Raw genomic sequence first — 23,185 nt, 5'->3', positions numbered from 1 at the left:
GAATAAGGCATGTTCGGAAAACGCGGAAACGAAGGATCTGGCAAGGCGGGCGGCACGATCGCGCCACCGCCACCTGTTGCTGCGCCTTCCTCGTCGACGGCGCCGGCCGTCTTCGTCGAGCCGCAGCGCGAGCAGACCCGCCAGCAGGTGGCGCCGCCGCCGATGCAGACGCCGCAGCGCAAGCGCCCTGCCCGCACCGACGAATATTACGATACCAAGGCACAAGTCTTCTCGGCGCTGATCGACACGATCGACCTGTCGCAGCTCGCCAAGCTCGACGGCGAGAGCGCGCGCGAGGAAATTCGCGATATCGTCAACGATATCATCACGATCAAGAACTTCGCGATGTCGATCTCCGAGCAGGAAGAACTGCTCGACGACATCTGCAACGACGTTCTCGGCTATGGTCCGCTGGAGCCGCTCCTGGCGCGCGACGACATCGCCGACATCATGGTCAACGGCTCCGGCAAGACCTTCATCGAAGTCGGCGGCAAGACGCTGGAATCGGAAGTGCGCTTCCGCGACAACGCGCAGCTCTTGTCGATCTGCCAGCGCATCGTCAGCCAGGTCGGCCGCCGCGTCGATGAATCGAGCCCGATCTGCGACGCCCGTCTTCCCGACGGCTCGCGCGTCAACGTCATCGCACCGCCGCTCGCCATCGACGGGCCGGCGCTCACCATTCGTAAGTTCAAGAAGGACAAGCTGACGCTCGACCAGCTGGTGCGCTTCGGCGCGATCACGCCCGAGGGCGCGACGCTGCTGCAGATCATCGGCCGCGTCCGCTGCAACATCGTCATCTCCGGCGGTACCGGCTCGGGCAAGACGACGTTGCTCAACTGCCTGACCAACTACATCGACCGCGACGAGCGCGTCATCACCTGCGAGGACACGGCCGAACTGCAGCTGCAGCAGCCGCATGTGGTGCGGCTCGAAACCCGCCCGCCGAATATCGAAGGCGAAGGCGAGATCACCATGCGCGATCTCGTCAAGAACTGCCTGCGTATGCGCCCCGAACGCATCATCGTCGGCGAAGTGCGCGGACCCGAGGTCTTCGACCTCCTGCAGGCGATGAACACCGGCCACGACGGCTCGATGGGCACGATCCACTCGAACTCCCCGCGCGAATGCCTCAGCCGTATCGAATCGATGATCGCCATGGGCGGCTATTCGCTGCCGGCCAAGACTGTTCGCGAGATCATCTCGAACTCGGTCGACGTCATCGTCCAGGCCGCGCGCCTTCGCGATGGCTCGCGCCGCATCACCCAGATCACCGAGGTGATGGGCATGGAAGGCGACGTGATCATCACCCAGGATCTGATGCGCTACGAGATCGAAGGCGAAGACGCGGGCGGAAAGATCATCGGGCGACACAAGTCGACCGGTATCGGCAAGCCGAACTTCTGGGATCGCGCCCGCTATTACAACGAAGAGAAGCGGCTCGCCGCGGCGCTCGACGAAATGGAAGAGAAGTCGAAGGATTAAGATTATGTTCGGTTTCGATCCGATCGTGCTGGGTATCGTGCTGCTCGTGGCCATTTCGGCCGGCGCGGTGTGTTACGGCCTGCTGTTCTCACGGATGGAAACCGAAAAGAAGGCGGCAAGCCGCGTCAGCCGGGTGGCATCGGCCGAACTCGACAAGCAGAGCGTCAAGGCAGCGCGCGACCGCGTCCAGGAAATGTCGAAGCGTCGCAAATCGATGCAGGACAACCTGAAGGATCTCGAGAAGCGGCAGCAGGAAAACGCCAAGAAGAAGCTGACGCTGAAATCGCGACTGACGCAGGCCGGTCTCTCGATCACGCCCGGCCGTTTCTACATGTTCAGCGGTATTTTCGGTCTTGTGCTGATGTTCGTCGCGTTTCTGGCCGGCGCCCCCACCATGGTGGTGCTCGGGCTGCCTGTTGTGGCCGGGCTCGGGCTGCCGCGCTGGATCCTCGGCTTCCTGATCAAGCGTCGCCAGAACAAGTTCCTCGACGAGTTCCCGAACGCGCTCGATGTGATCGTGCGATCGATCAAATCCGGCCTTCCGCTGAACGACGCGATCCGGCTGATCGCCAACGAGGGCAAGGAGCCGGTCAAGGGCGAGTTCCGGCGCGTGGTCGAAAGCCAGCAGATCGGTCTCAGCGTGCCCGACGCCTGCACGCGCATGGGCAACCACATGCCGCTGCAGGAAGTGAACTTCTTCGCGATCGTCATCGCCATTCAGTCGCAGGCCGGCGGCAACCTTTCCGAAGCGATCGGCAACCTTTCGAAGGTGCTGCGCGAGCGCAAGAAGATGAAGGCCAAGGTCAAGGCGCTTTCCATGGAAGCCAAGGCATCGGCCGTCATCATCGGCGCGCTGCCGTTCATCGTCGCGACGCTCGTCTACATGACGTCGCCGCAATACATGATGGTGCTGTTCACCGACCCGCGCGGTCACTTGATCATGGGCGCTTCGGCGGTGTGGATGTCGATCGGCATCTTCGTCATGCGCAACATGGTCAATTTCGATATCTAACCGAGGCAATGCGATGTCGTCCGATCTTGCGAGTTCCCTGACCGATCCCTCGATGCTGATCGCGGTGCTGGTGGCGCTGGCGGTGTTCGCGACGCTCTACACGCTCGCCATCCCGTTCTTCGAGCGCGGCGATCTCAACCAGCGCATGAAGGCGGTCTCGACGGAGCGCGAGCAGATGCGCGCCCGCGAACGCGCGCGGATGAACGCGGAATCGACCGGCAGCAAGGCGTCGCTGCGCACGCAGAACAACCGCTCGGTTCGCCAGATCGTCGAGCGCTTCAACCTGCGCGAGGCGCTGGTCGACGAGAACACCATGAACAAGCTGCGCGCGGCCGGCTATCGCTCGGAAAACGCGCTCAACATGTTCCTGGTCGCGCGCTTCCTCCTGCCGTTCTGCTTTTTCGCGCTGGCGATCTTCTGGGTGTTCGGCCTCGACCACCTCGTCGACAAGCCGACGCCGATCCGCTTTCTGGCGACGCTCTGCTTTGCCTATGTCGGCTTCTATGCACCGAATATCTTCATCTCCAACAAGATGAAAAAGCGGCAGCACTCGATCAAGCGCGCCTGGCCGGATGCGCTGGACCTGATGCTGATCTGCGTCGAATCCGGTATCTCGATCGAGGCCGCGATGCGCCGCGTCTCGGAAGAGCTCGGCGAGGCCTCTCCGCCGCTCGCCGAAGAAATGGTGCTGACGACGGCCGAGCTCTCCTTCCTGCCGGATCGCCGCGTGGCGCTCGAAAACCTAGGTACGCGCACGCAGATCCCGATCGTGCAGTCGGTCGTGCAGGCGCTGATGCAGGCCGATCGCTACGGTACGCCGATCTCGCAGGCACTGCGCGTGCTTGCCCAGGAAGGCCGCGACGAGCGCATGAACGAGGCGGAGAAGAAAGCCGCCGCGCTGCCGCCGAAGCTCACCGTGCCGATGATCCTGTTCTTCCTGCCGGTTCTGGTCGCCGTCATTCTCGGACCGGCCGGCATCCAGGTCGCCGACCGGTTCTAAACGTCTCGACCGTCAGCCGGCGTTTCCACACCACCGATTTTTAGGATGGACCGTTACGCGGGGTCGTGTGACATTGGATCACGCTAACCCCACAACGCGGACCATCGCCATGTCGTCGCTCAGCGTCTTTCTCAGCATTCTCGCAACGCTCTCGATCGGCGCGATGAGCCCCGGGCCGAGCTTCGTTCTCGTCTCCAGGATCGCCGTATCGCGCTCGCGTGTCGACGGGCTTGCGGCGGCGGCCGGCATGGGGCTGGGCGGGGTGTTGTTCAGCATCCTGGCGCTGGCGGGGCTGACCGCCCTGCTCTCGCAGTTCGGCTGGCTCTATCTGGCGCTGAAGATCATGGGCGGGCTCTATCTTGCCTATATAGCCTACAAGATCTGGCGCGGCGCGAGTGAGCCGCTCACGATCGGCGAGACGACCGCCGCCAGCCGCGCCATCGGCCGCAGCTTCATGACCGCGTTCCTGACGCAGGTCAGCAATCCGAAGACGATCGTCGTTTATGCCAGCATTTTCGCGGCGCTCTTGCCGAAGACCATTCCGTTGGAATTGTTCGTGGCGATCCCGCTTGGGGTCTTTGCCGTCGAGGCCGCGTGGTAGACGATCGTGGCGCTGGCTTTCTCGGCCCGGCACCCGCGCCGGGTCTATCTCGCCGCGAAGAAGTGGATCGACCGCGCGGCCGGCGCCGTCATGGCCGGGCTCGGGCTGCAGCTTGTCGTGTCAGGCCTGAGCGGCCGTTAGACTTTAATCAGTTGGCGCTGGCTGTCGCGGTGCCGACATCCTTGGCGGCGAGCTTCTGCCAGGAATTCTGCTGCGACATCATCGAGCGGAGATAGGCGACGTTGGCATCGGCCTGCTGCGGCGAGAGTTCGCCGCGGGCGATCTTTTCCGCTTCCGGGAAGCGGCCTTGCAGGCCAACGACGAGCGCCAGGTTCTGGCGCACGCGGCTATCGGCCGTCGGCTGGCTTGCTGCCTGACGCAGATAGGTTTCGGCGGTCCGGAGATCGCGGGTCAGCACATAGGACATGCCGAGATTGGAGAGGATCGACGGCTCGCCCGGCTGCAGATCGAGCGCGTCGCGGTAGCGCTGGCGGGCCTCGCTCGAGCGGCCGAGCTGATCGAGGATGGCGCCTTGCGCCGAGACGAGCTTCCAGTCGGGACGGTCGGCCGTCTGGGCGCGGCCGATGGTGTCGAGCGCCTGCTGCAACTGGCCGGCGGCGGCCTGCGCCTTGCCGTAGGCAGCAAGCACGTTGCGATCCTGCGGATTGGCGATCGCCACCTGCTGCATGACGGCGAGCGCCTGGGCATCCCTGCCCTGCATGCGCAGCAGATTGGCGTAGTTGACGCCGTTTACGGGATCGCGCGGGTTCTTCTCATAGGCCTGGCCGACGCGATCGGTGGCGGAGCGCACTTCCTGATCGTTCATCGTCTCGACCGGCTTGTTCAGCGCGACCGGGATGGAACCCGTCGTCATCTTGTCCTTGGTGGTGTTGCAGCCGGCCAGCATCAGGGCCAGCATCGCGGTTGCTGCGCACTGGAGAAGGCGGGTTTTCGAATAAGTGTCGACCAAAGCAGCCATCGCGGTTTCCTGAAATCAGAAATCGGCGCCTGACCTAAAAGCGGAACAGGGAAAGGCTTTGACGCAATCTACGCTCAAGCAATAGTCTGTTAACCCTAACGGAACGTTAAAATATGATTCCCGGACGCCCCCGAAGGATAAACAATGCCCCCGTTCCAGTTCATCGAGAGACCGACCCCCTTCAATAGCAAGGGCGGCCAGACCCTGCCGATCTTCGCCGTCACGCCGGCGCATATCGAAACCGGGACGATCGATCCGATCGCGCTCGATTGGGCGAAGAAGGCGGGCTACAAGGCGGAAAGCGGCTCGCTGCTGCTGATCCCGACTTCGGAAGGCCATCTCGGCGGCGCTCTCTTCGGCCTCGGCACCAATCCTTCGGAACAGCCCTATATCACCGGCAAGCTGGCGCGCGCGCTACCGGCGGGCGACTGGCATATCGAGACGGCGCCGCTGACGGCCAACCGGCTGGCGCTTGGCTTCGGCCTCGGGAGCTACCGCTTCGACCGCTACAAATCCGAAAAGCAGCCGGCCGGCACGCTGATGATCCCGCGCGATGCCGATGCCGCCGATATCAAGCGGCAGCTGGCCGGCGTGTTCCTTGCCCGCGACCTGATCAACACGCCCACCAACGACATGGGCCCGAACGAGCTGGAAGCGGCGTTCCGCGGGCTTGCGGCGCATTACAAGGCGGAGATCTCGGTGATCTCGGGCGACGATCTCCGGCATAATTTCCCTCTCGTGCACACAGTCGGCCGCGCCGGCGCCGACGCGCCGCGCCTGATGGAGCTGCGCTGGGGCAAGAAGGGTCATCGCAAGATCACGCTCGTCGGCAAGGGCGTGTGCTTCGACACCGGCGGTCTCGACATCAAGCCCGCCTCCTCCATGCTTCTGATGAAGAAGGACATGGGGGGTGCTGCCAATGTCATGGGTCTGGCGCTGATGATCATGGATGCCAAGCTGAAGGTCGACCTGCGCGTCGTCATTCCCGTGGTCGAGAACTCGATCTCGTCGAACGCCTTCCGCCCCGGCGACATCTACAAGAGCCGCAAGGGCCTGACGGTGCAGATCGACAACACCGACGCCGAGGGCCGCCTGATCCTCGCCGACGCGCTGGCCTACGCCGACGAGGAAGAGCCCGACCTTATGATCGACATGGCGACGCTGACGGGGGCTGCGCGCGTGGCGCTCGGACCCGACCTGCCACCCTTCTTCACCGACGATACCGATCTCGCGCGCGACTTGATGGAATCGAGCATCGAGACCGACGATCCGCTCTGGCGGCTGCCGCTCTATGCCGGCTACGAAAAGGACATCCGCGCCAAGTTCGCCGACATCACCAATGCGCCGGCAGGCGGCATGGCGGGCGCGATCACGGCCGCGCTGTTCCTCAAGCGCTTCGTCAGCCACGCCAAGAGCTGGGCGCATTTCGACATTTACGGCTGGGCGCCTTCGGAGCGTCCGCATTCGCCCGGCGGCGGCGAGGCGCAGGCGATCCGGGCGCTCTACCACCACATCCGCGAGAGCGTTCGTTAAAATTTTATTCACCCTGTGGGGCGGCAGATTTGCCGCCCCATTGCGTTGCGAGGATACGTGCCGGAAAATGGAACGCAGGCGTAACGAATGCGGGAGGGGCCGTGCCGATCGAATTGACCGCATCGCAGGCGCTCGGGCTCTGGCATGGCGTCTCGCTCGATCAGGTCCGCCACGACGACCGCGATTTGACATTGCGCCAGATGGCGATCCTGCTGCATATCTATCTCGTGCCGCCGCCGCATACCGTGCGCGGACTGGCCGCCGAGCTCAACGTTACCAAGCCGGTCATCACCCGGGCGCTCGATACGATGGGCGAGATGGGGCTGGTGGACCGGGTGCGCGACGACAGCGACCGGCGCAACGTGCTGATCAAGCGCACCGTGGGCGGCGCGCTTTACCTGGAAAAACTGGGCGACCGCGTGCGCGAGCACGGGCGCCGGCTGTGACTTTGAGGACAAGACCATGACCACGCTCGACCGCCGCCTGCACGCCTTCAGGGACGACCTCGCCGAGCGCGGGCTGGAAGGACAGGTCACGGCGCAGCGCTTTACCGACGGGACACCGGCGCGCGTCACCGTACCGGTCGTGGGGCTACGGCCGCGGCCGGACGCGACCGTCGGTATCGACACCGAGCTCTTGTTCGGCGAGGACGTGACCGTGCTCGACCGCGCCGATGGATGGTGCTGGATCAAGGCGCGGTCGGACAATTACGTCGGCTACCTGCCCGAGAGCGCTGTGAGCGAAATGTCGCCCGCGCCGACCCATGTCGTCACCGTTCAGCGCACCTTCCTCTATCGCGAGCCGGAGCTGCGCAAACCCTATAACAGCATTCTTTCGATGGGCAGCCGCGTCGCCGTTGCCGGCACCGCAGAGGCGCGCGGCAACCACTATGTGACGCTGGAAGACGGCACGGCCATTTTCGCCAAGCATGTGCAGCCGATCGGCGCGCTTGATGGTGTCGACTATGTCGATATCGCCGCCCGTTTTGTCGAAACGCCCTATCTCTGGGGCGGACGCTCCGGGCTTGGGATCGATTGCTCCGGCCTGGTGCAGCTTTCCATGCTGATGACCGGCCGCGCCGCGCCGCGCGACACCGACATGCAGGCCTCAGCGCTCGGCACGCCTATTACCCGCGAAGAGCTGCGACGCGGCGACCTGGTGTTCTGGAAGGGGCATGTGGCGATCATGGAGGATGCGGAAACGATCCTGCATGCGACCGGCCATACCATGACGGTGGTACGCGAGAATTTCGAAGAGGCCGTTCAGCGTATCGGCTGGCTCTACGAGCAGCCCAACGGCTATCGTCGCCCGATCAGCTGACCGGCGGCTTCGGCCATGCGGTGACGCCGCCGGACCAGGTTTCGAAGGCCTTCGACAGTCTCAGGACGCGCATGTCGTCGAAGCGGGGGCCGACGATCTGCAGGCCGATCGGCATGCCGGATCGGGAAAAGCCGCAATTGATCGACGAGGCAGGCTGCTCCGACATGTTCCAAGGAACGGTGAAGGCGATGTGCTCGAAGGGGCGGGCCGGATCGTTGGTCGGCGAGGCCCATTCGGCCGGATAGGAGATGATGGGATTGGTGGGCGACAAGACGGCATCGACCGTCTCGAACAGCGCGCCGCAGGCCTTGCGCATCTCGATCGTCTGGTTGAAGCCCTTCACGGCGGCGACGCCGCTGACATCGGCCCCACCCTTGGCCCAGCCGTAGATATAGGGAAGGATGCTCTCCCGGCGCTCCTCGCTCAGCCCCTCGATATCGCCCCAAAAGCGGGCACGCCAGAAATTGTCGAGCCCATCCAGCATCGCCCGCGACAGCACCGGGCCGACCGGCACGATGACGGCGCCGGCTTCCTCGAACTGTTTCGCAGCCGCAACGACCGCCGCCCTCACCTCGTCCTCGGCATCAAGGCCGCAGCCCGCGTCGAGCATGAGGCCGATGCGCATGCCCGAGAGGTCGATGTCGAGATCGGTCCAGTCGATATCGTTCGGCGGGAGGCTGGTGCCGTCGCGCCAGTCCGGCCGCGACAGCGTCGCCATGGCGAGCGCCGCATCATCGACCGTGCGCGTCATCGGCCCGGCGCAGCGGCCGACGTAATAGGGATCGACCGGTATGCGGCCGTGGCTAGGCTTGAAGCCGAAGATGCCGGTCCAGCCGGCCGGAAGCCGCACGGAGCCGCCGATATCGGTGCCGATGTGCAGCGGGCCATAGCCAGCTGCCGCCGCCGCCGAGGCGCCGGCGCTGGAACCGCCGGGGTTCTGGCTGACATCCCACGGATTGCGGCTGAGCGGGTGGAAGCTCGAAAGGCCGGACGAGAGCATGCCGTAATCAGGGCATGTGGTCTTGGCGAAGATGATGGCGCCATCCTCGCGCATGCGGGCGGCAACCGGGGCGTCGTCAAGCGCCGGCGTCAGCTCCACGGCCCTGGTGCCGAGCGGGACGGGCTGGCCTTTTGTTGATATCAGCTCCTTCAGCGTGACCGGGATACCATCGAGCGGGCCCAGCGTTTCGCCCTTCGCCCAGCGTTCGGTGGAGGCCTTGGCATGCGCGCGGGCGGCGTCGGGATCGTAGAGATAAAGCGCGGCGATGTGCGGCTCCCAGGCCGCGATATGCGGCTCCAGCGCCAGCCAGTATTCCAGCGGAGACAGGCTCTTGCTTGCAAAATACCGCTTCAGTTCGCGGATGCTCAGGTCGATCTCGGTCATGGCGCGGTCTTTCAAAATGACATCATCAAATCAACGGCGTCTTCAATCAGCGGCTGGCCTCGCGAGGATCGAGCAGGTCACGCAGCCCATCGCCCAGCATGTTGAAGCCGAGGACGGAGAGCGCGATGGCAAGGCCGGGGAGAATGGCGAGCCAGGGGGCAAGGGCAAGATAGGTCTGCGCATCGGCAAGCATCCGCCCCCAGCTCGGCGCCGGCGGGGCAAGGCCGAGACCGAGGAAGCTGAGGCCCGCTTCGGTGAGCACCGCGAGGCCAAGCTGGATGGTCACCTGGACGATGAGCTGGCTCATGATATTGGGCAGCACGTGGCGGAGCGAGATCGCCAGCCGGGTATTCCCAAGCGCGCGGGCGGCGAGCACGTAATCGCGGCTCCAGGCCTGCAGCGCGCTGGCCAGCGCAACACGGGCAAAGACCGGAATGAGGAAGGTTGCGATCGCGGCTATCGCCGTCAGCCGACCGCCACCGAGGAAGGCGCCGAGCATCATCGCCGAGAGGATAGGCGGGAGCGCGAAGATGACGTCGCAGACGCGCATCAGAAGCGTTTCGAAGATGCCGCGAAAGGCGGCTGCCGCGAGACCGGCGATGGTGCCGAGCGTGCCGCCGATGGCAACGGCGACGATCGCGATCGAGAGCGAATTCCAGCAGCCGACCATCAGCATGGAGAGCACGTCGCGGCCGAGCTGATCGGTGCCGAGAAGGCCGAAGCCGAGCGGCGGCTGCAGCTTGTGGATGATCTGCATCTTCGCCGGCGGCAGCGGCGTCCAGACGAGCGACAACAGCGCGATGGCCACGAGGCACGCGACGATCACGGCGCCGATGATGAGGTTGACGCGCTTGACGCCGCGCATGCGGCGGCGGCCGATACTTGTTGCGGTCGAGACCAGGGGCGCCATCTCAGATCCCCTTTCTCAGACGCGGGTCGATCGCGAGATAGGAGAGATCGACCAGGAAATTCATGAGGATGACGAGGCCGGCGAAGAACAGCACCACATCCTGCATGACGACGATATCGCGCTGCGACAGCGCCTGATAGGCGAGACGCCCGAGGCCGGGGAGATTGAAGACATTCTCGACCAAGACTGCGCCGGCCACCAGAAAGGTGGCTTGCAAGCCGAGGATGGTGAGGATCGGCACCAGCGCATTGGGCACCGAATGGCGCCATAGTACGGTGGCTGATGACAGGCCCTTGGCGCGGGCGGTGCGGGTGAAATCCTCGTGCAGCGTGTCCAGCACCGCCGAGCGGGTGACGCGCGTGAGCACGCCCGCCTGCGGCAGGGCCAGCGCGACTGCCGGCATCAGCAGGGCCTTCAGCGCCGGCCAGACACCCGCGCTCCAGCCCGGAAAACCACCCGCCGGCATCAGCCCGAGCGTGGTCGAAAACAGGATGATCAGCAGCAGCGCCACCCAGAAGGCGGGCACGGCGATGCTGACCTGCGAGAAGACGGTCGCGACCGCATCGACAATGCCGCCGCGCCTGGATGCGGCGGTGACGCCGAGGGGGATGGCGATGGCCACGGAGAGCAGGATGGCGATGAGGGCGAGCGGCAGGGTGACGGCGAGCCGCTCGAGGATCAGGCCGGCGACGGGGACGCCGTAGGTGTAGGAGCGCCCGAGATCGCCGGTGAAGACGCCTGCCAGCCATTCGGCGTAGCGGACCAGGAGCGAGCGGTCGAGGCCGAGTTCGTGCCGGAGCGCCGCCAGCGTTTCCGGCGAGGCCGAGGTGCCGAGCATGATCGAGGCCGGGTCGCCGGGCAGCATGTCCATGACGGCGAAGATCAGCAGCGAGACCACGAGCAGCGTGAGTACGAGGCCGGCGACGCGACGGAGCACGAGGGCGATCATGCGGCGGGCCTTGGGGTGGTGAGCGCCGTGTTGGAGGCACGCTCAGAGCGCGGGATAGTGAAGGCGGACTCGGTGGTTGGGATACCCCCCTCTGTCCTGCCGGACATCTCCCCCACAAGGGGGGAGATCGACTCGTGGCGATGGCATCGCTGAACGTTGAGGTCGGAACGAGCGGGTGAGCCCAGCCGATCTCCCCCCTTGTGGGGGAGATGCCCGGCAGGGCAGAGGGGGGTAACCTTGGCGGGGCGATGATGTTTACGCTCAGCGTCCGTAGCCCCCTCATCCGACCCTTCGGGCCACCTTCTCCCCATCGGGGAGAAAGGAAGAGATCGGCGCGAGCGGCCCGCCACACGTCCCTTCGCCCCAACGGGGAGAAGGTGCCGGCAGGCGGATGAGGGGGCCGCAAACTCGGTGATTACCCTAACCTCTCCATCCTCTCCCACCAACACGAACCCTCCCGCCACCTACTCGTCCCAGGAGACGTTGGTGAGCACGTTCGATGGGATCGGCTCGTTTTCCCAGAGGCCTTTCAGCTTCTTGTCCCAGACGCCGAGCTTGGGCATGACGAAGAGGAAGAGCGCCGGGACGTCGTCGGCGAGGATGGTTTGCGCTTCGGCGTAGATTTTGGCCTGCGCGGCCGGATCGGTGGTTTCCTGGACCTTCTTCATCAGCGCGTTGAAGGCGGGGTTCTTGTAGTTGAAGTAGTAGGGATCGCGGGAATAGATGTCGATGTCCATCGGCTCGGCATGGGCGACGATGGTCATCTGGTAAGAACGGTCCTTCATCACGTCCTGGACCCACTTGGCCGGGAATTCGGTGGGTTCGATGGTCATGGTGACGCCGATTTCGGCGAGCATGGCCTGCATGACCTCGGCGCTGCGCGGCGCATAGGCCATCTGCGGGGACTTGATGGTGAAGCTGAAGCCATCAGGATAGCCGGCTTCCGTCAGCAAGGCCTTGGCCTTTTCCGGATCGTAGGGGAGCTTCGCCGTCAGGTCGACATAGCCGGGGTCGTTCGGCGTGTAGTGGCTGCCGATCGGCGTGCCGAGGCCGGACCAGGCGCCTTCGATCACCGTCTTGCGGTCGATCGCCATCATCAGGGCCTGGCGCACGCGCTTGTCGTTGAAAGGCTTTTCGGCATTGTTCATGCCGGCCACGACCTTGAGCTCGGTGTTGCCGATCTTGGTCATCAGCCGGGCATCACCGTCGAACGAGGTCATCAACTCGGGCGCGGCGAATTCGGGGATGGCATCGACGTCGCCGGATTTCAGCGCGGCTGCCTGCGCCTGCGGATCGGCGATGAAGCGGAAGGTGACCTTGTCAAGCGCGACCGACACGTCCTTGTTCCAATAGCCGGCGTTCTTTTCCAGCTCGACCTTGTCGCCCTTGGCCCAGCTGACGAACTTGAAGGGGCCGGTGCCGACGGGCTTGGTCTTGTCATCGGCCGCCGAGTTCGGCGCCACCATGACGGAGGCCGGCCAGCCGAGCCAGTAGAGCAGGCTGCCAGTGGGCTCGGAGAGATGCAGCACCAGTGTCGCGGCATCGGGCGTATCGATCGACGAAATGGAGGCGAAGAAGCGCTTCTGCGGATTGACGGAATCCTTGCCGCGGGCGCGGTCGAGCGCGAACTTGGCGGAGGCGGAATCGAAGGCCTGCCCGTCGTGGAAGGTGACGCCTTCGCGCAGCTTGAACGTGTAGGTCAGTCCATCCGGCGAGATCTCCCAGCTTTTCGCGAGCTGCGGCAGAACCTTGCCGGCCTCGTCGATCGTCACCAGACCCTCGAAGACGTTCTGCCAGGTGACCTGGCCGATGGCGACGGGGGCGGCGATCGTCGGGTCGAGGCCTGTGGGCTCGATGGTCATGCCGAGGCTGAGCGAGGTCTTGGCGGCTTCAGCCGGCGTCAGGCTCAGCATCACCAGGCCGGCCGAGACGGCGGCCCCAAGCGAAAGACGACGAACGAGGCGCGCCGAGGGCGCGAGCGAAAGCTTGATCATCATGTTCCCTTCATGGCCGCCGCTTGCTGCAACTGGCCGATTGCCGATAGAGTGTCATTGCGCCTGTGCACACACAATGACGATTTTGTGTGCTCAGTGTAGCCGAAAGAGCTACACAGGAATTTCCCACTCGATGCAAGCCCAACACCGCCTGCTGGCGGCCGCTGCATCCGCTCAGCCCTTGCCGACAGGGCCGCCGGCGCGCTCGCGCATGAAGCGCTCGATGAAATCGAGAAGCTTGGAGGCGGCGAAGGATAGCTGGCGATCGGGCGCGACGCAGAGATCGACATGGGTGCGGATGGCACTTCTTGGCGCCAGCGGCACGGCCCGCAGCTGGCCGGCCTCGATCTCGCGGCGCACCGTCAGCGCCGGAAGCAGCGTGGCGGCGGCACCGCTCAGCACCAGTTCCTTCAGCATCTCCAGCGAGCTGGTGACGAAGACGGCATCGAAGCTCAGCCCTGCCTTCTCGAACAGTGCATCGAAAGCCTGGCGGAAGCCGAAGGACTGGTCGGGGAGCGCCAGTGGATAGTCGGCTATATCCTTGAGGCTGACCTCCAGCCGCTCGGCTGCCGGATGGCCTGTCGCGACGATCAGGTCGTAGGCGATCTCGGAGCGCAGCCTCACCTTGGTGCCCGATACGGCCGGCGCAAACAGGGTGACCGCGATATCCGCCTCGCCGCCATTGACCGCCTCGACGGCCTGGCGAGCGCTGGAGATGGTAACCTCGAAATGCAGCTTGGGATATTTGAGGCTGAATTCGGCCAGCGCCGGCGCCAGGAGATTGGCGACGGTGGCGCCATTGGCGTGGATGGCGACGCGGCCGGCCTGCAGGCCCTTCAGATCCTCGATAAGCTGGCCGACATGATCGAGCTCGCGCAGGGTGCGGCCGGCGCGGGCGGCGAGCAGCTCGCCGGCGGCCGTCAGCTTGACGCCACGGGCGCTGCGCTCCACCAACGGCGCGCCGAAATGATATTCGAGGTTCTCGATCTGTCGGCTGATCGCTGTCGGCGCGACGTTCAGGTTTTCGGCCGCCTGGCGCATCGAATTGGTGCGGACCAGTTCGTCGAAATACATCAGGGCGCGTATCTGCATCTCACCGTCTCCGCATTCGGACCAATGCCATCCTCTAATCCATCACAGACGATCGGCATAGCGGTCCCGCCATGCCGGCTGGGCGCCTTCCACCGGAAGGGCCGTCGCCTCATAGACGCCGCGGGCAATGGCGCGGGCCATCACAAGCGTGGCGAGGTGGCAGAGTTCCAGGAATTCGGGGAGCCCGCCGAGTGGCTTGGCGCCGGTGGCAGCCGAGAAGATGGTGTCGCCATCGAGTGGCAGATGCGCGGGCAGCAGCGCCCGAGCAAAACCGTCATGGCCCATGGCAGCGAGGCGATGTGCTTCGGCCTTCGTCAGCACCGCGTCGGTGACGATGGCGCCGATGGTCGTGGCGGTGGTGTTCATGCCCTTGAGGCGCATGGCGGTATCGCGCGCGTCGATTGCCTGCGGCAGGCCGAGGCCGCCGAATTCACTGTCTTGTTCGAAAGGCGCCGACCAGAAATGCGGCCCCTCGCCCACCGTAGCGGAACCGAGCGCATTGACGGCGACGATGGCCGCGATCGTGTGGCCAGCCGACGAGCGGGCGCTGGCCGAGCCGAGGCCGCCCTTGAAGGTCGCGGTGGTGGCGCCGGTGCCAGCGCCCACCGTGCCGAGCGCGAACGAACCCTTGGCGGCAGCGCGGAAGGCTTCGTAGCCGAGTTCGCGATAGGGCGATTGCAGGCCCCAATCCTTGTCGCCGCCGTTCAGCAGATCCATCAGGATCGCCTGCGGAACGATGGGGACGCGCTGGTTTCCAACAGGAAAGCCGCGGCCCATGGCGCGCAGGCCGGCCTGGACACCACCGGCGGCATCAAGCCCGAAGGCGGAGCCGCCCGAGAGCACGAAGGCATCGACCTCGGCCACCGTCATGGAGGGATCAAGCAGCGCCGTGTCACGGCCGCCCGGCGCACCGCCGAGCACGACGCCGGAGGCCACCGCCGGCCGATCGAAGACGATGGCGGTGACGCCGGAGCCGAGGCCGACATCCGTGGCGTGGCCGACGGAGAGACCCTCGATATCGGTGAGCAGATTGAGCAAGTGCTGCGTCCTCTTCGTCAGTGGGCTTCTCGCCGGTGGGCGATCAGCAGGAGGCGATAGGACGATATGGGAGACCAAAAAACAAGACCGGCCCCGCTTCAGGCGGGACCGGTCAGATATCCTCGAATTGTTTTCGTCCGGCAATCTCAAGCCGGCATCGAACCATGCCCTCAGGCATGGATGGGTTTGGGATGACGGCGGGTCATCAGGTCGTGGATCGCGTGCTTGACCTCGGCCGGCGAGCTGAAGTGCTGCTCGTCGAGATCGTGGACGTGATACTTCACGGCGATGAATTTCAGCCGGTTTTCATCCGGAATGACGATGCCAACGGGCACGCCTGCGTATTCGATAACTTCTTTTTTCATGCATAGAACTCCTGCCGCGCGGAGTGCGTCGGCGATGGCGAATTGACTTGTCTTTTACCGTTTAAGGGGGGACGAAGGTCACATTCGACAGTTCGGGCGGGAGAGAGCGCCCGGACGGTCATTGCCAAGCACCGGGCGCATCAGGAGCGTGGCAAGAATTTCAAAGTCGTTCATGTCTCATTCCTTTCTTCTGCGTCGTGCTTGCTTCGGGCCCCGGGCATGCCGGGACCGGCGGTTGGCGTTCCGTATAATCTACTTTATTTGTAGAGAATACATAACGAACTGTCGGAAACATATTCCGAAACGTGTCAAAATGTCGGCGATTAGGAAAATATCATTCCGCCAAAGCCGAATTCACGAGAAGACCATTAGCAGGTCTTTGTGCACTTGGTATGACGATACGGAACTCTCCGTCGCTCGCAGCCAGAGATAGGGAGTGCGTCTGATTCCGGCAATGGGGCTTTTGATTAAAAGTCTGTAAGCCGCGAAATGACCGAAATGGTTAATGCCCGCGGGCGGCGATTAACGCTTGAAAGTCAGGTGGATCGTGCCGCTGGGCGCGGTTTCGGATTTGACCGTGTAGCCTGCTTCCAGGCCGCGCAAATCATCCCACAGGCGAATGCCGCGACCCAAAAGGATCGGCGTGATCGCGACGTGAAGCTGATCGACCAGACCGGCTTTCAGAAAATCTCGGGCGACCGTCGGTCCGCCGCCGACGCGCACATCCTTGCCGTTGGCGGCCTTCGTCGCCTGCTCCAACGCCTCGACGGGGTCGGCGCTGAGGAAGTGGAAGGTCGTGCCGCCGGCCATCTCGATCGACGGGCGCTCCCTGTGCGTGAGGACAAAGACCGGGCAACCGAAGGGCGGTTCGTCGCCCCACCATCCGCGCCAGTCCGGATCATCGGGAAAATTGTGCAGGCCGAACATGCCGGCACCCATGATCTCGGCGCCGATATTCTCGAAATAGGCCCGCGCGTAGTCATCGTCGAGGCCGGTGGTGCCGCTGCCGCTTGTGTCCTTGAACACGCGCTCCCGGAAGGTCCGCGTGGCCATGTAAGCGCCGACGAGCCGTGGCCAGTCCTCGCCGAAGGGGACTTCTGATGTCTGGTCGGTCGTCGTGGCGAAACCATCGAGCGAGATCATGAGATCGATACGGACTGCCATCGTGCTATCCTCCTCACAGTTTAAATACTAAGGCTGTTGCCTTTGTATCAGATCAAATCACTAAGGCAAGTACCTTTCTAATATTGACCCGCAACCCGGCCTGCCGTAAAAAACGACATGCCCTATCACTCGACCCCGCTCGACCTCGCCTTTCACGCTCTTAGCGACCCCACACGCCGCGCGGTGGTCTCGCGGCTGGCCGAGGGCGAGGTATCGGTCAGCATCCTGGCGGAGCCCTTCGACATGGCCCTGCCCTCCTTCGTCCAGCATCTGAAGGTGCTTGAAGACTGCGGGCTGATCGCCAGCGAGAAGCGCGGTCGCAGCCGCTGGTGCCGCTTGGTGCAGGCGCGCTTCGACGAGGCGGCGGACTGGATGGCATCCGAGCGGCTGCGCTGGACACAGCGGCTGGATCGCCTGGAGACTTATCTCGATAATACGCAAGATGAAGTGGGAGGAGATTGAAGCACATGGCAGATCCGTTTGACAGCTGGTCGCTGGACCGCGAAATCGTGCTGGTGAAGGTCATCAATCATCCCCGCCACAGGGTCTTCGCGGCCTGGATGGACCCCAATGCTTTGGCGCAATGGTATGGTCCTACAGGACTTGCGATCGAGAGCATCGAGGCCGATATCCGCGAAGGCGGCGTCTGGCGGTTTGATATGGTCGGCATGTTCGAAGGCCGGGAGCAGCGCTTCCCCAATCTCATGCGTTTTCTTGAGATCGTGCCGAACGAGCGGATCGTCATGGACTACGGCACGCCCGACCCCGAGGACCCCGATCGCTTCAGGGTGACGGTGACCTTCGACGAGCAGACCGACGGCAAGACGGTGCTGACCATGCGTCAGCTGCATCCCACCCGCGCGCGGCGTCAGTTCGTCATTGGTTTCGGCGCCGTCGAATATGGGCTGCAGACGCTTGACGGACTGGTGGCCTGGCTGGATGGCCAGGCAGGCGGGGCGGCCGAGTAAAGGCCGCTCACCAGCCCTCAGACAGCACCTTCTCAAGCATGTCGGAGAAGAAATCGGCGCTTTCTGCGGCGAGGCAAAGCGGCGGCTTGATCTTCAGCACGTTGAGGTGATCGCCGGTCGGTTGCATGATGACGCCGAGATCGAGAAGGCGCGCGCAGATCGCTGCCGTCTCCTCGGTCGCAGGCTCCAGCGTTTCGCGGTCGCGAACGAACTCGACGCCGAGATAAAGCCCCATGCCATGCACGGCGCCGATGAGCGGATGGTGATCCATCAGTGCCACCAGCCGGCCCTTGAGCCGATCGCCGATCTCGCGGGCATTCTGCTGCAGCGCCTCGTCGGCCATGATGTCGAGCACGGTGATGCCGACGACGGAGCTGACCGGGCTGCCGCCGGCCGAGGAGAAGAAATAACCCTCCTTCTCCAGCGAATCGGCGATCGCCCGCGTGGTGATGACGGCGCCGAGCGGGTGGCCGTTGCCCATGCCCTTGGCGACCGTGATGATATCGGGCACCACCTGCTGCTCTTCGAAGCCCCAGAAATGATGGCCGAGCCGGCCATAACCGACCTGCACCTCATCGGCGATGCACACGCCGCCACGGGCGCGCACCTGACCATAGACGGCGGCGAGATAGCCATGCGGCAGCGCGATGCCGCCGGCGTTGCCGTAGACCGGTTCGGCGATGAAGCCTGCCAGCCGCTCGCCGCCGGCGTCGATCAGTTCCAACGCTGCAAGGACACTCTGCAGATAATCGCCGGTCGAATCGGGGCCACGAAACTCGCCGCGATAGGTGTTGGGCGCGGCGACGGGGTGGACCCAATCGGGCCGCGTCGTCAGCGCCTGCGGGTTGTCGGCTATCGAGGTGGAGACGGCATCGCTTGCCACCGACCAGCCGTGATAGGCCTCCAGCAGGCTCAGCATGTTGCGCGCGCCGGTATGGGCCCAGGCGAGCCGCAGCGCCAGATCATTGGCCTCCGAACCGGAGTTGACCAGGAAGACGGTGTCGAGACCTTCAGGGGCCAGAGCCGCCAGCCGCTCGGAGAGATCGGCGACGGCGGCGTAGTGAAAGCGCGAATTGGTGTTCAGCCGCAGCCATTGTTCGCCGACGGCATCGGCAAGGCGCGGATGGCCGTGGCCGAGGATGGTGACGTTGTTGACCATGTCGAGATAGGCGCGGCCCTCGACATCGAACATGTACTCCTTCCAACCGCGCTCGATGCGCGGCGGGGTCTCGTAATAATGCTTCTGGGCGGCGGCGAAATGGGCCGTGCGTACGGCAAGAATTTCCGCGTCGACAGGCTTCGGCGCCTCGACGCCCTTGCCGAGCAGCGCTGCCGGAGACGGGCAGAGCGCCGACCAGGCGAAGACTTCGGCTGGCGTGCAGAAGAGCGGCGGCTCGCCGCCCTTCAAGGTCGAGAGCTGCACGCGCAAGCCGCCGAGCGAGCCTTGCTCGCCGGAGACCACGCCGATCGCCTGGCCAGCTTCGAGCTCGGCGCCGTCTTCGACCGATGGGTCGAGACCGTCGAGATGAAGGCTGATATCGGCACCCTCGAGCACGAGATGGTGGTTCTGCCAGCTGATGCGGCCGGGGAACGGGGCCGCGATCGCGTTGCCGGCGGCCAGGCAGATATCGGCGTGCAGGGCATAAGTGGCCGACGGCCTGGCGCTCAGCAGGCGGGCGCGCGACAGCCTGTATTCGCCGTAGCGGGTGGCGGCGGCATCGGCCTCGGAAGCGGCGCGGGCAAGCAGGCGCCAGTCCATATCGCCCTGACCCCAGTTGCCGGCGGCAAAATGCTGACTTTCGACGCCGAGGTCGACATAGAGCATGTTCTGGAGATCGAGATCGGGCAGCAGCGGATGCCAATGCTCGGTCGCAACGGCCGGAAGTTCGATGCCCGCCGTCTTCAGGATCGCCGTTTCCATGAGATCGAAGGGCACGGCGATGGCGGTATCGAAGATGCGCTGCTCGAGCACGAGGTTGGCGCGGACATATTCGTTTTCGGGATCGATGGAGATCTGCTGCTCGCTGCTCGCCACCAGGATGACGGCGCGGGCGACGACCAGCGGCCAGAGCGCCCTGAGCTCCTCTTCCTTCAGCGGATAGACCTCGTGATAGGCCTTGACTGCGGGCAGCACGAAGAAGGGGTCGCCATCGGCCTGGTGCAGCAGCGAGGCGCAGGTGACGGCGAGATCGCCGACCAGCCAGCCGCGGATGATATCGCCGAAATCGATGACTCCATCGGGAATGAGGCGGCCCTTTTCGTCACGGCGGCTGACGACGTTGTCGCCAGTGACGTCATGATGGACGGCCTGCAGGCGCAGCGCCGGCGCGAAGGGCTGCACGCGGCGGACGGCGGCGACCATGTTCTTGGCGATACGGTCGCGCGCGGCGCCATCGGTGATCGCCGACAAGAGCTGGACGGCGACCGGGCCGGCGCGGCGCAGGTCCCATTGCAGGTTGCGGTCGAGGCCGGGGTGGTCGAAATCGGCCAGGGATTTGGCGAGATTGGCGCAGAGCGCGCCGAGCGCCGCCACGGATTGTTTGGGGAGATATGAAGGCTTGGTGAGGCCCTCGCCTTCGAGATATTCGAGCAGGCGAACCTGGTAGGTTTGGTCGCGGACGACGACGGCGACGATGTCCTGGCCATCGGTGGAGGCGACCACGCGCGGCACGCGCGGCGCGCCCTCGATGCCGGCGAGGTGTCGGATCGCGGCATTCTGCGCCTCGAGCTCGATCGTCTCGTAGATCATGTGGCAGATCTTCAGGACATATGTCTGATCGCCGGTATCGACGCGGTAGTTGCGGTCCTGCTGGCTTCCGAGTTCGCTGAGCTGGCCGGACAGACCGTAACGCGACTGCAGGATGTCTCCCGCTTCCTCTGCCGTCACATCTGGACGCGGAAGCTCGAGACGCTGAGCGAGCGTTTCATCGGTCATGGCATTCCCCCACCGCACGATTCGATCCTGCACAATAAGCAGATAATCGACAGCTTGCTATCGGCAAGCAAGGGATCGGGCGTCATCACTAGGAATTACCGGCCCAGGAATTACTGGCCAAGGAATTAGCGGACGCCCGACACCAAGTGCTTAGCCCATGCGCTCGGAGGCGTAGCTGCCCGGGCTTGCCGGGAAGACCACGGTGCGGTTGCCGTTCAAGAAGACGCGGTGGTGGATATGGGCGTGGATGGCGCGGGCGAGAACTTGGCTCTCGACGTCACGGCCGATCGACACGTAGTCATCGGCCGACTGCGCATGGGTGATGCGCGCGGTGTCCTGTTCGATGATCGGGCCTTCGTCGAGGTCGGCGGTGACGTAATGCGCGGTGGCGCCGATCAGCTTCACGCCACGCTCATAGGCCTGCTTGTAGGGGTTGGCGCCCTTGAAAGATGGCAGGAAGGAGTGGTGGATGTTGATGATGCGGCCGGACATCTTCTGGCACATGGCATCAGAAAGCACCTGCATGTAGCGGGCGAGCACGATCAGTTCCGTACCGGTCGATTCGACGATCTGCATGATCTGCGCTTCGGCCTGCGGCTTGTTTTCCTTCGTCACCTTGATGTGGTGGAAGGGAATGTCGTGATTGACCACCACCTTCTGATAGTCGAAATGGTTGGAGACGACGCCAACGATATCGATCGGCAGCGCGCCGATCTTCCAGCGGTAGAGCAGATCGTTCAGGCAGTGGCCGAAGCGCGAGACCATCAAGAGCACCTTCATGCGCTGGTCGCCGTCGTGGATTTCCGCGGTCATCTCGAACTTCTCGGCGATCGGCTGGAAGCCTTCGCGGATCGCGGCCAGTGTCGCACCTTCTTCGGAGATGAAGCTGACGCGGGTGAAGAACATGCCGGTGGAGAGATCGTCGAACTGCGAGCTATCGATGATGTTGCAACCCTTGTCGGCCAGATAGGTCGAAATCGCCGCCACGATGCCGCGTGTCGATTTGCAGGCTACCGTCAGTACATATTGCGTCATGCGTCATATTCCTTGTTCAAGCGTCGGCCCTCTGGCATCGGCTGTGGAGCCTGCTTAGATCAAAGCGACATGGCCGATCAAGCACGACGCTCACGCCGCTGCACCAAGTTTATCGAGAAGAGCGGCCTTAATGGCCGGAACATCCCATCGACCGTCAGCTTACGGCGTTTCCTATCGGAGTCCGTTCACTTTGCGTCGTGGAACCGCGAATCCCCGCCGTGGCCGCGGTGCCCTCGTTGAATTTGAGGAAGCCGACGAGAAGCCAGCCGAGGCCGGCGGTCTTCATGGAAAAGATCGCGGTCGAGCCGATCATCAGGTTCAGGAACATGAAGAGCGAGAGGGAATGGCAGAGCCGCTTCTGGTTCGGCGTCTGGCCGGCCGGATAAAAGGATACAAAGAGCCAGAAGAGGATCAGGCCGAAGACGGTGGCGCCGTAGGTGATGTAGACATAGCCGCTGTCGACGAAGGTGGTGGCCTTGTCAAGCTCGAGGCCCATCGTCGCCGGCAAATCCATGGCGATGATGTTTCTGATCGTGCCGCTGATGCGGCCGACGAAGTCGTCGTCATGGGCGTTCGGCTTGAAGGCGTGAATGATGAAGCCGACCATGACGATACCAGGCATCATCAGGAAATTGAAGATCTTCGGGATGAATGGATAGATGACATAGCCGGCGGCGCTGACGATGGCGAAGATCAGCATGGTGCGGGTGTCGTTGGTCACCAGGATGAGCACGATCGTGGTGACGAAGATCAAGCGATCGAACAGCGTGATGCGATTGGCGAAGCTCACGAGATAGATGACCATGACGCCGCAGAAATTGGCAAGCGACACCTGTTCGAGGAAGATCGAGGAGGAGCGGTGATCGATCAGGCCGAAGGAGAAACGGCCCTCGAAGCCGAGCGCGCCGCGAAACAGGCCGGCGTCGCTATAGGTGGCGGGAGGCACGCCGCGGGTGTTCTGGAAATACTCGGCCGGATGGACGAGCGCCACATAGGCGGGCGTCGAGATGATCTCGCAAACCAGCACGGCCAGAACCGTGATGCAGCAGATCTTGAAGGCGAGCCGCAGCGTTCGCTCGTTGCTCCAGCGGCCGAGCACCGTGAAGGCGAAGATGATCAGGACATTGCGCAGATGATCGATATAGCCGGCCTTGTTGATGACCATCACGTAAACAGTGAGCACGATGGTCGCGAGGAGATAGCCGAGAGGAATGATATCCTCCTCGAATATTCCCTTCTTGAGGATATAGCCGAAACTGTAGGCGAGGATCAGGATTTCGCTCATCACCACGGCGGTCGGTGTCAGCGGCATGATGTTGTGATTGATGAAGGCAAGGATGGCGTTGTAGGTCACACCGAGCACGCTGACAGCCAGGATGCTGTAATCGATCGGCTCCTTAGCGGTCGTGCCCTTGCCTGCCATG

General features: G+C 63.9%; 20 protein-coding genes and 1 pseudogene. 9 read left to right on the top strand and 12 right to left on the bottom strand.

What is annotated here, in order from left to right; all coding sequences use genetic code 11:
- Positions 1-9: 9 nt before the first annotated feature.
- The 4 genes and pseudogenes from ACCD05_RS13950 (at position 10) to ACCD05_RS13935 (ending at position 4,236) form a co-directional block, all read left to right on the top strand.
- A complete protein-coding gene (locus ACCD05_RS13950; RefSeq protein ID WP_047506665.1) occupies positions 10-1,482 on the top strand; it encodes a CpaF family protein in 1,473 nt (490 codons plus the stop codon).
- A gap of 4 nt (positions 1,483-1,486) precedes the next feature.
- Positions 1,487-2,494, top strand: a complete 1,008-nt coding sequence (locus ACCD05_RS13945; protein ID WP_047506663.1) for a type II secretion system F family protein — start codon at positions 1,487-1,489, stop codon at positions 2,492-2,494.
- Positions 2,495-2,507: 13 nt separating this feature from the next.
- Positions 2,508-3,494, top strand: coding sequence for a type II secretion system F family protein (locus ACCD05_RS13940; protein WP_047506661.1), 987 nt, complete (start codon positions 2,508-2,510; stop codon positions 3,492-3,494).
- 109 nt (positions 3,495-3,603) lie between these two features.
- Positions 3,604-4,236 (top strand): annotated as a pseudogene (locus ACCD05_RS13935) (LysE family translocator).
- 7 nt (positions 4,237-4,243) lie between these two features.
- Here the strand turns inward: ACCD05_RS13935 and ACCD05_RS13930 are convergent.
- Positions 4,244-5,074, bottom strand: coding sequence for a pilus assembly protein TadD (locus ACCD05_RS13930; protein WP_413393376.1), 831 nt, complete (start codon positions 5,072-5,074; stop codon positions 4,244-4,246).
- Between the two features lie 144 nt (positions 5,075-5,218).
- Here ACCD05_RS13930 and ACCD05_RS13925 point away from each other — a divergent pair, with 144 nt between their 5' ends.
- The 3 genes from ACCD05_RS13925 (at position 5,219) to ACCD05_RS13915 (ending at position 7,927) form a co-directional block, all read left to right on the top strand.
- Entirely contained in the window at positions 5,219-6,607 is a 1,389-nt protein-coding gene (locus ACCD05_RS13925) for a leucyl aminopeptidase family protein (RefSeq protein WP_413393374.1), read from the top strand.
- A 101-nt stretch (positions 6,608-6,708) separates the two neighbouring features.
- A complete protein-coding gene (locus tag ACCD05_RS13920; protein ID WP_018899175.1) occupies positions 6,709-7,053 on the top strand; it encodes a MarR family transcriptional regulator in 345 nt (114 codons plus the stop codon).
- Between the two features lie 16 nt (positions 7,054-7,069).
- Positions 7,070-7,927: an NlpC/P60 family protein gene (locus ACCD05_RS13915; protein WP_413393372.1), complete on the top strand. Its 858-nt coding sequence runs from the start codon at positions 7,070-7,072 to the stop codon at positions 7,925-7,927.
- Here ACCD05_RS13915 and ACCD05_RS13910 read toward each other — a convergent pair.
- The 8 genes from ACCD05_RS13910 to ACCD05_RS13875 form a co-directional block, all read right to left on the bottom strand.
- Positions 7,920-9,311: an amidase gene (locus tag ACCD05_RS13910; protein ID WP_413393370.1), complete on the bottom strand. Its 1,392-nt coding sequence runs from the start codon at positions 9,309-9,311 to the stop codon at positions 7,920-7,922. The genes ACCD05_RS13915 and ACCD05_RS13910 overlap by 8 nt on opposite strands.
- A 46-nt stretch (positions 9,312-9,357) precedes the next feature.
- On the bottom strand, positions 9,358-10,221 hold the full coding sequence (locus ACCD05_RS13905; RefSeq protein WP_413393368.1) for an ABC transporter permease: 864 nt from the start codon (positions 10,219-10,221) through the stop codon (positions 9,358-9,360).
- Between the two features lies 1 nt (position 10,222).
- Positions 10,223-11,170, bottom strand: coding sequence for an ABC transporter permease (locus ACCD05_RS13900; RefSeq protein WP_413393366.1), 948 nt, complete (start codon positions 11,168-11,170; stop codon positions 10,223-10,225).
- Between the two features lie 464 nt (positions 11,171-11,634).
- Complete coding sequence (locus ACCD05_RS13895) at positions 11,635-13,164, bottom strand: ABC transporter substrate-binding protein (protein ID WP_413393467.1); 1,530 nt, start codon at positions 13,162-13,164, stop codon at positions 11,635-11,637.
- Positions 13,165-13,338: 174 nt separating this feature from the next.
- The gene (locus ACCD05_RS13890) at positions 13,339-14,256 is read right to left on the bottom strand and encodes a LysR family transcriptional regulator (RefSeq protein WP_413393364.1); all 918 of its coding nucleotides are present in this window, start codon (positions 14,254-14,256) and stop codon (positions 13,339-13,341) included.
- A gap of 42 nt (positions 14,257-14,298) precedes the next feature.
- Complete coding sequence (locus tag ACCD05_RS13885; protein WP_413393362.1) at positions 14,299-15,294, bottom strand: P1 family peptidase; 996 nt, start codon at positions 15,292-15,294, stop codon at positions 14,299-14,301.
- Positions 15,295-15,464: 170 nt separating this feature from the next.
- The gene (locus ACCD05_RS13880; protein WP_018899167.1) at positions 15,465-15,659 is read right to left on the bottom strand and encodes a hypothetical protein; all 195 of its coding nucleotides are present in this window, start codon (positions 15,657-15,659) and stop codon (positions 15,465-15,467) included.
- Between the two features lie 522 nt (positions 15,660-16,181).
- Complete coding sequence (locus ACCD05_RS13875) at positions 16,182-16,823, bottom strand: dihydrofolate reductase family protein (protein WP_413393360.1); 642 nt, start codon at positions 16,821-16,823, stop codon at positions 16,182-16,184.
- A 117-nt stretch (positions 16,824-16,940) separates the two neighbouring features.
- Between ACCD05_RS13875 and ACCD05_RS13870 the strand changes: the two genes are divergently transcribed.
- Both ACCD05_RS13870 and ACCD05_RS13865 read left to right on the top strand, forming a co-directional pair.
- Positions 16,941-17,285 carry an ArsR/SmtB family transcription factor gene (locus ACCD05_RS13870; RefSeq protein ID WP_413393358.1) on the top strand — a complete coding sequence of 115 codons (345 nt, stop codon included), beginning with the start codon at positions 16,941-16,943 and terminating at the stop codon, positions 17,283-17,285.
- 5 nt (positions 17,286-17,290) lie between these two features.
- Entirely contained in the window at positions 17,291-17,791 is a 501-nt protein-coding gene (locus ACCD05_RS13865; protein ID WP_018899164.1) for an SRPBCC family protein, read from the top strand.
- A 7-nt stretch (positions 17,792-17,798) separates the two neighbouring features.
- Here the strand turns inward: ACCD05_RS13865 and ACCD05_RS13860 are convergent, their stop codons facing one another.
- The 3 genes from ACCD05_RS13860 to ACCD05_RS13850 all read right to left on the bottom strand — a co-directional run bounded on the left by ACCD05_RS13860 (position 17,799) and on the right by ACCD05_RS13850 (position 23,184).
- A complete protein-coding gene (locus tag ACCD05_RS13860; protein ID WP_413393356.1) occupies positions 17,799-20,726 on the bottom strand; it encodes an aminotransferase in 2,928 nt (975 codons plus the stop codon).
- Positions 20,727-20,876: 150 nt separating this feature from the next.
- The gene (purU, locus tag ACCD05_RS13855; protein WP_413393354.1) at positions 20,877-21,761 is read right to left on the bottom strand and encodes a formyltetrahydrofolate deformylase; all 885 of its coding nucleotides are present in this window, start codon (positions 21,759-21,761) and stop codon (positions 20,877-20,879) included.
- A 154-nt stretch (positions 21,762-21,915) separates the two neighbouring features.
- Positions 21,916-23,184, bottom strand: coding sequence for a hypothetical protein (locus ACCD05_RS13850; protein ID WP_413393352.1), 1,269 nt, complete (start codon positions 23,182-23,184; stop codon positions 21,916-21,918).
- Position 23,185: the final 1 nt, after the last annotated feature.

Source organism: Rhizobium sp. Rhizsp42 (assembly GCF_047304155.1).
GTDB lineage: Bacteria > Pseudomonadota > Alphaproteobacteria > Rhizobiales > Rhizobiaceae > Rhizobium.
This window is presented reverse-complemented; position numbering and strand designations above follow the sequence as displayed.

What these genes read in the sequence shown, in the direction of transcription:
- ACCD05_RS13900 (WP_413393366.1), bottom strand. Translation starts at nt 11,170, where the DNA reads ATGATCGCCCTCGTGCTCCGTCGCGTCGCCGGCCTCGTACTCACGCTG.
- ACCD05_RS13850 (WP_413393352.1), bottom strand. Translation starts at nt 23,184, where the DNA reads ATGGCAGGCAAGGGCACGACCGCTAAGGAGCCGATCGATTACAGCATC.
- purU (WP_413393354.1), bottom strand. Translation starts at nt 21,761, where the DNA reads ATGACGCAATATGTACTGACGGTAGCCTGCAAATCGACACGCGGCATC.
- ACCD05_RS13950 (WP_047506665.1), top strand. Translation starts at nt 10, where the DNA reads ATGTTCGGAAAACGCGGAAACGAAGGATCTGGCAAGGCGGGCGGCACG.
- ACCD05_RS13930 (WP_413393376.1), bottom strand. Translation starts at nt 5,074, where the DNA reads ATGGCTGCTTTGGTCGACACTTATTCGAAAACCCGCCTTCTCCAGTGC.
- ACCD05_RS13875 (WP_413393360.1), bottom strand. Translation starts at nt 16,823, where the DNA reads ATGGCAGTCCGTATCGATCTCATGATCTCGCTCGATGGTTTCGCCACG.
- ACCD05_RS13945 (WP_047506663.1), top strand. Translation starts at nt 1,487, where the DNA reads ATGTTCGGTTTCGATCCGATCGTGCTGGGTATCGTGCTGCTCGTGGCC.
- ACCD05_RS13915 (WP_413393372.1), top strand. Translation starts at nt 7,070, where the DNA reads ATGACCACGCTCGACCGCCGCCTGCACGCCTTCAGGGACGACCTCGCC.
- ACCD05_RS13865 (WP_018899164.1), top strand. Translation starts at nt 17,291, where the DNA reads ATGGCAGATCCGTTTGACAGCTGGTCGCTGGACCGCGAAATCGTGCTG.
- ACCD05_RS13940 (WP_047506661.1), top strand. Translation starts at nt 2,508, where the DNA reads ATGTCGTCCGATCTTGCGAGTTCCCTGACCGATCCCTCGATGCTGATC.
- ACCD05_RS13880 (WP_018899167.1), bottom strand. Translation starts at nt 15,659, where the DNA reads ATGAAAAAAGAAGTTATCGAATACGCAGGCGTGCCCGTTGGCATCGTC.
- ACCD05_RS13910 (WP_413393370.1), bottom strand. Translation starts at nt 9,311, where the DNA reads ATGACCGAGATCGACCTGAGCATCCGCGAACTGAAGCGGTATTTTGCA.
- ACCD05_RS13860 (WP_413393356.1), bottom strand. Translation starts at nt 20,726, where the DNA reads ATGACCGATGAAACGCTCGCTCAGCGTCTCGAGCTTCCGCGTCCAGAT.
- ACCD05_RS13895 (WP_413393467.1), bottom strand. Translation starts at nt 13,164, where the DNA reads ATGATCAAGCTTTCGCTCGCGCCCTCGGCGCGCCTCGTTCGTCGTCTT.
- ACCD05_RS13925 (WP_413393374.1), top strand. Translation starts at nt 5,219, where the DNA reads ATGCCCCCGTTCCAGTTCATCGAGAGACCGACCCCCTTCAATAGCAAG.
- ACCD05_RS13870 (WP_413393358.1), top strand. Translation starts at nt 16,941, where the DNA reads ATGCCCTATCACTCGACCCCGCTCGACCTCGCCTTTCACGCTCTTAGC.
- ACCD05_RS13890 (WP_413393364.1), bottom strand. Translation starts at nt 14,256, where the DNA reads ATGCAGATACGCGCCCTGATGTATTTCGACGAACTGGTCCGCACCAAT.
- ACCD05_RS13905 (WP_413393368.1), bottom strand. Translation starts at nt 10,221, where the DNA reads ATGGCGCCCCTGGTCTCGACCGCAACAAGTATCGGCCGCCGCCGCATG.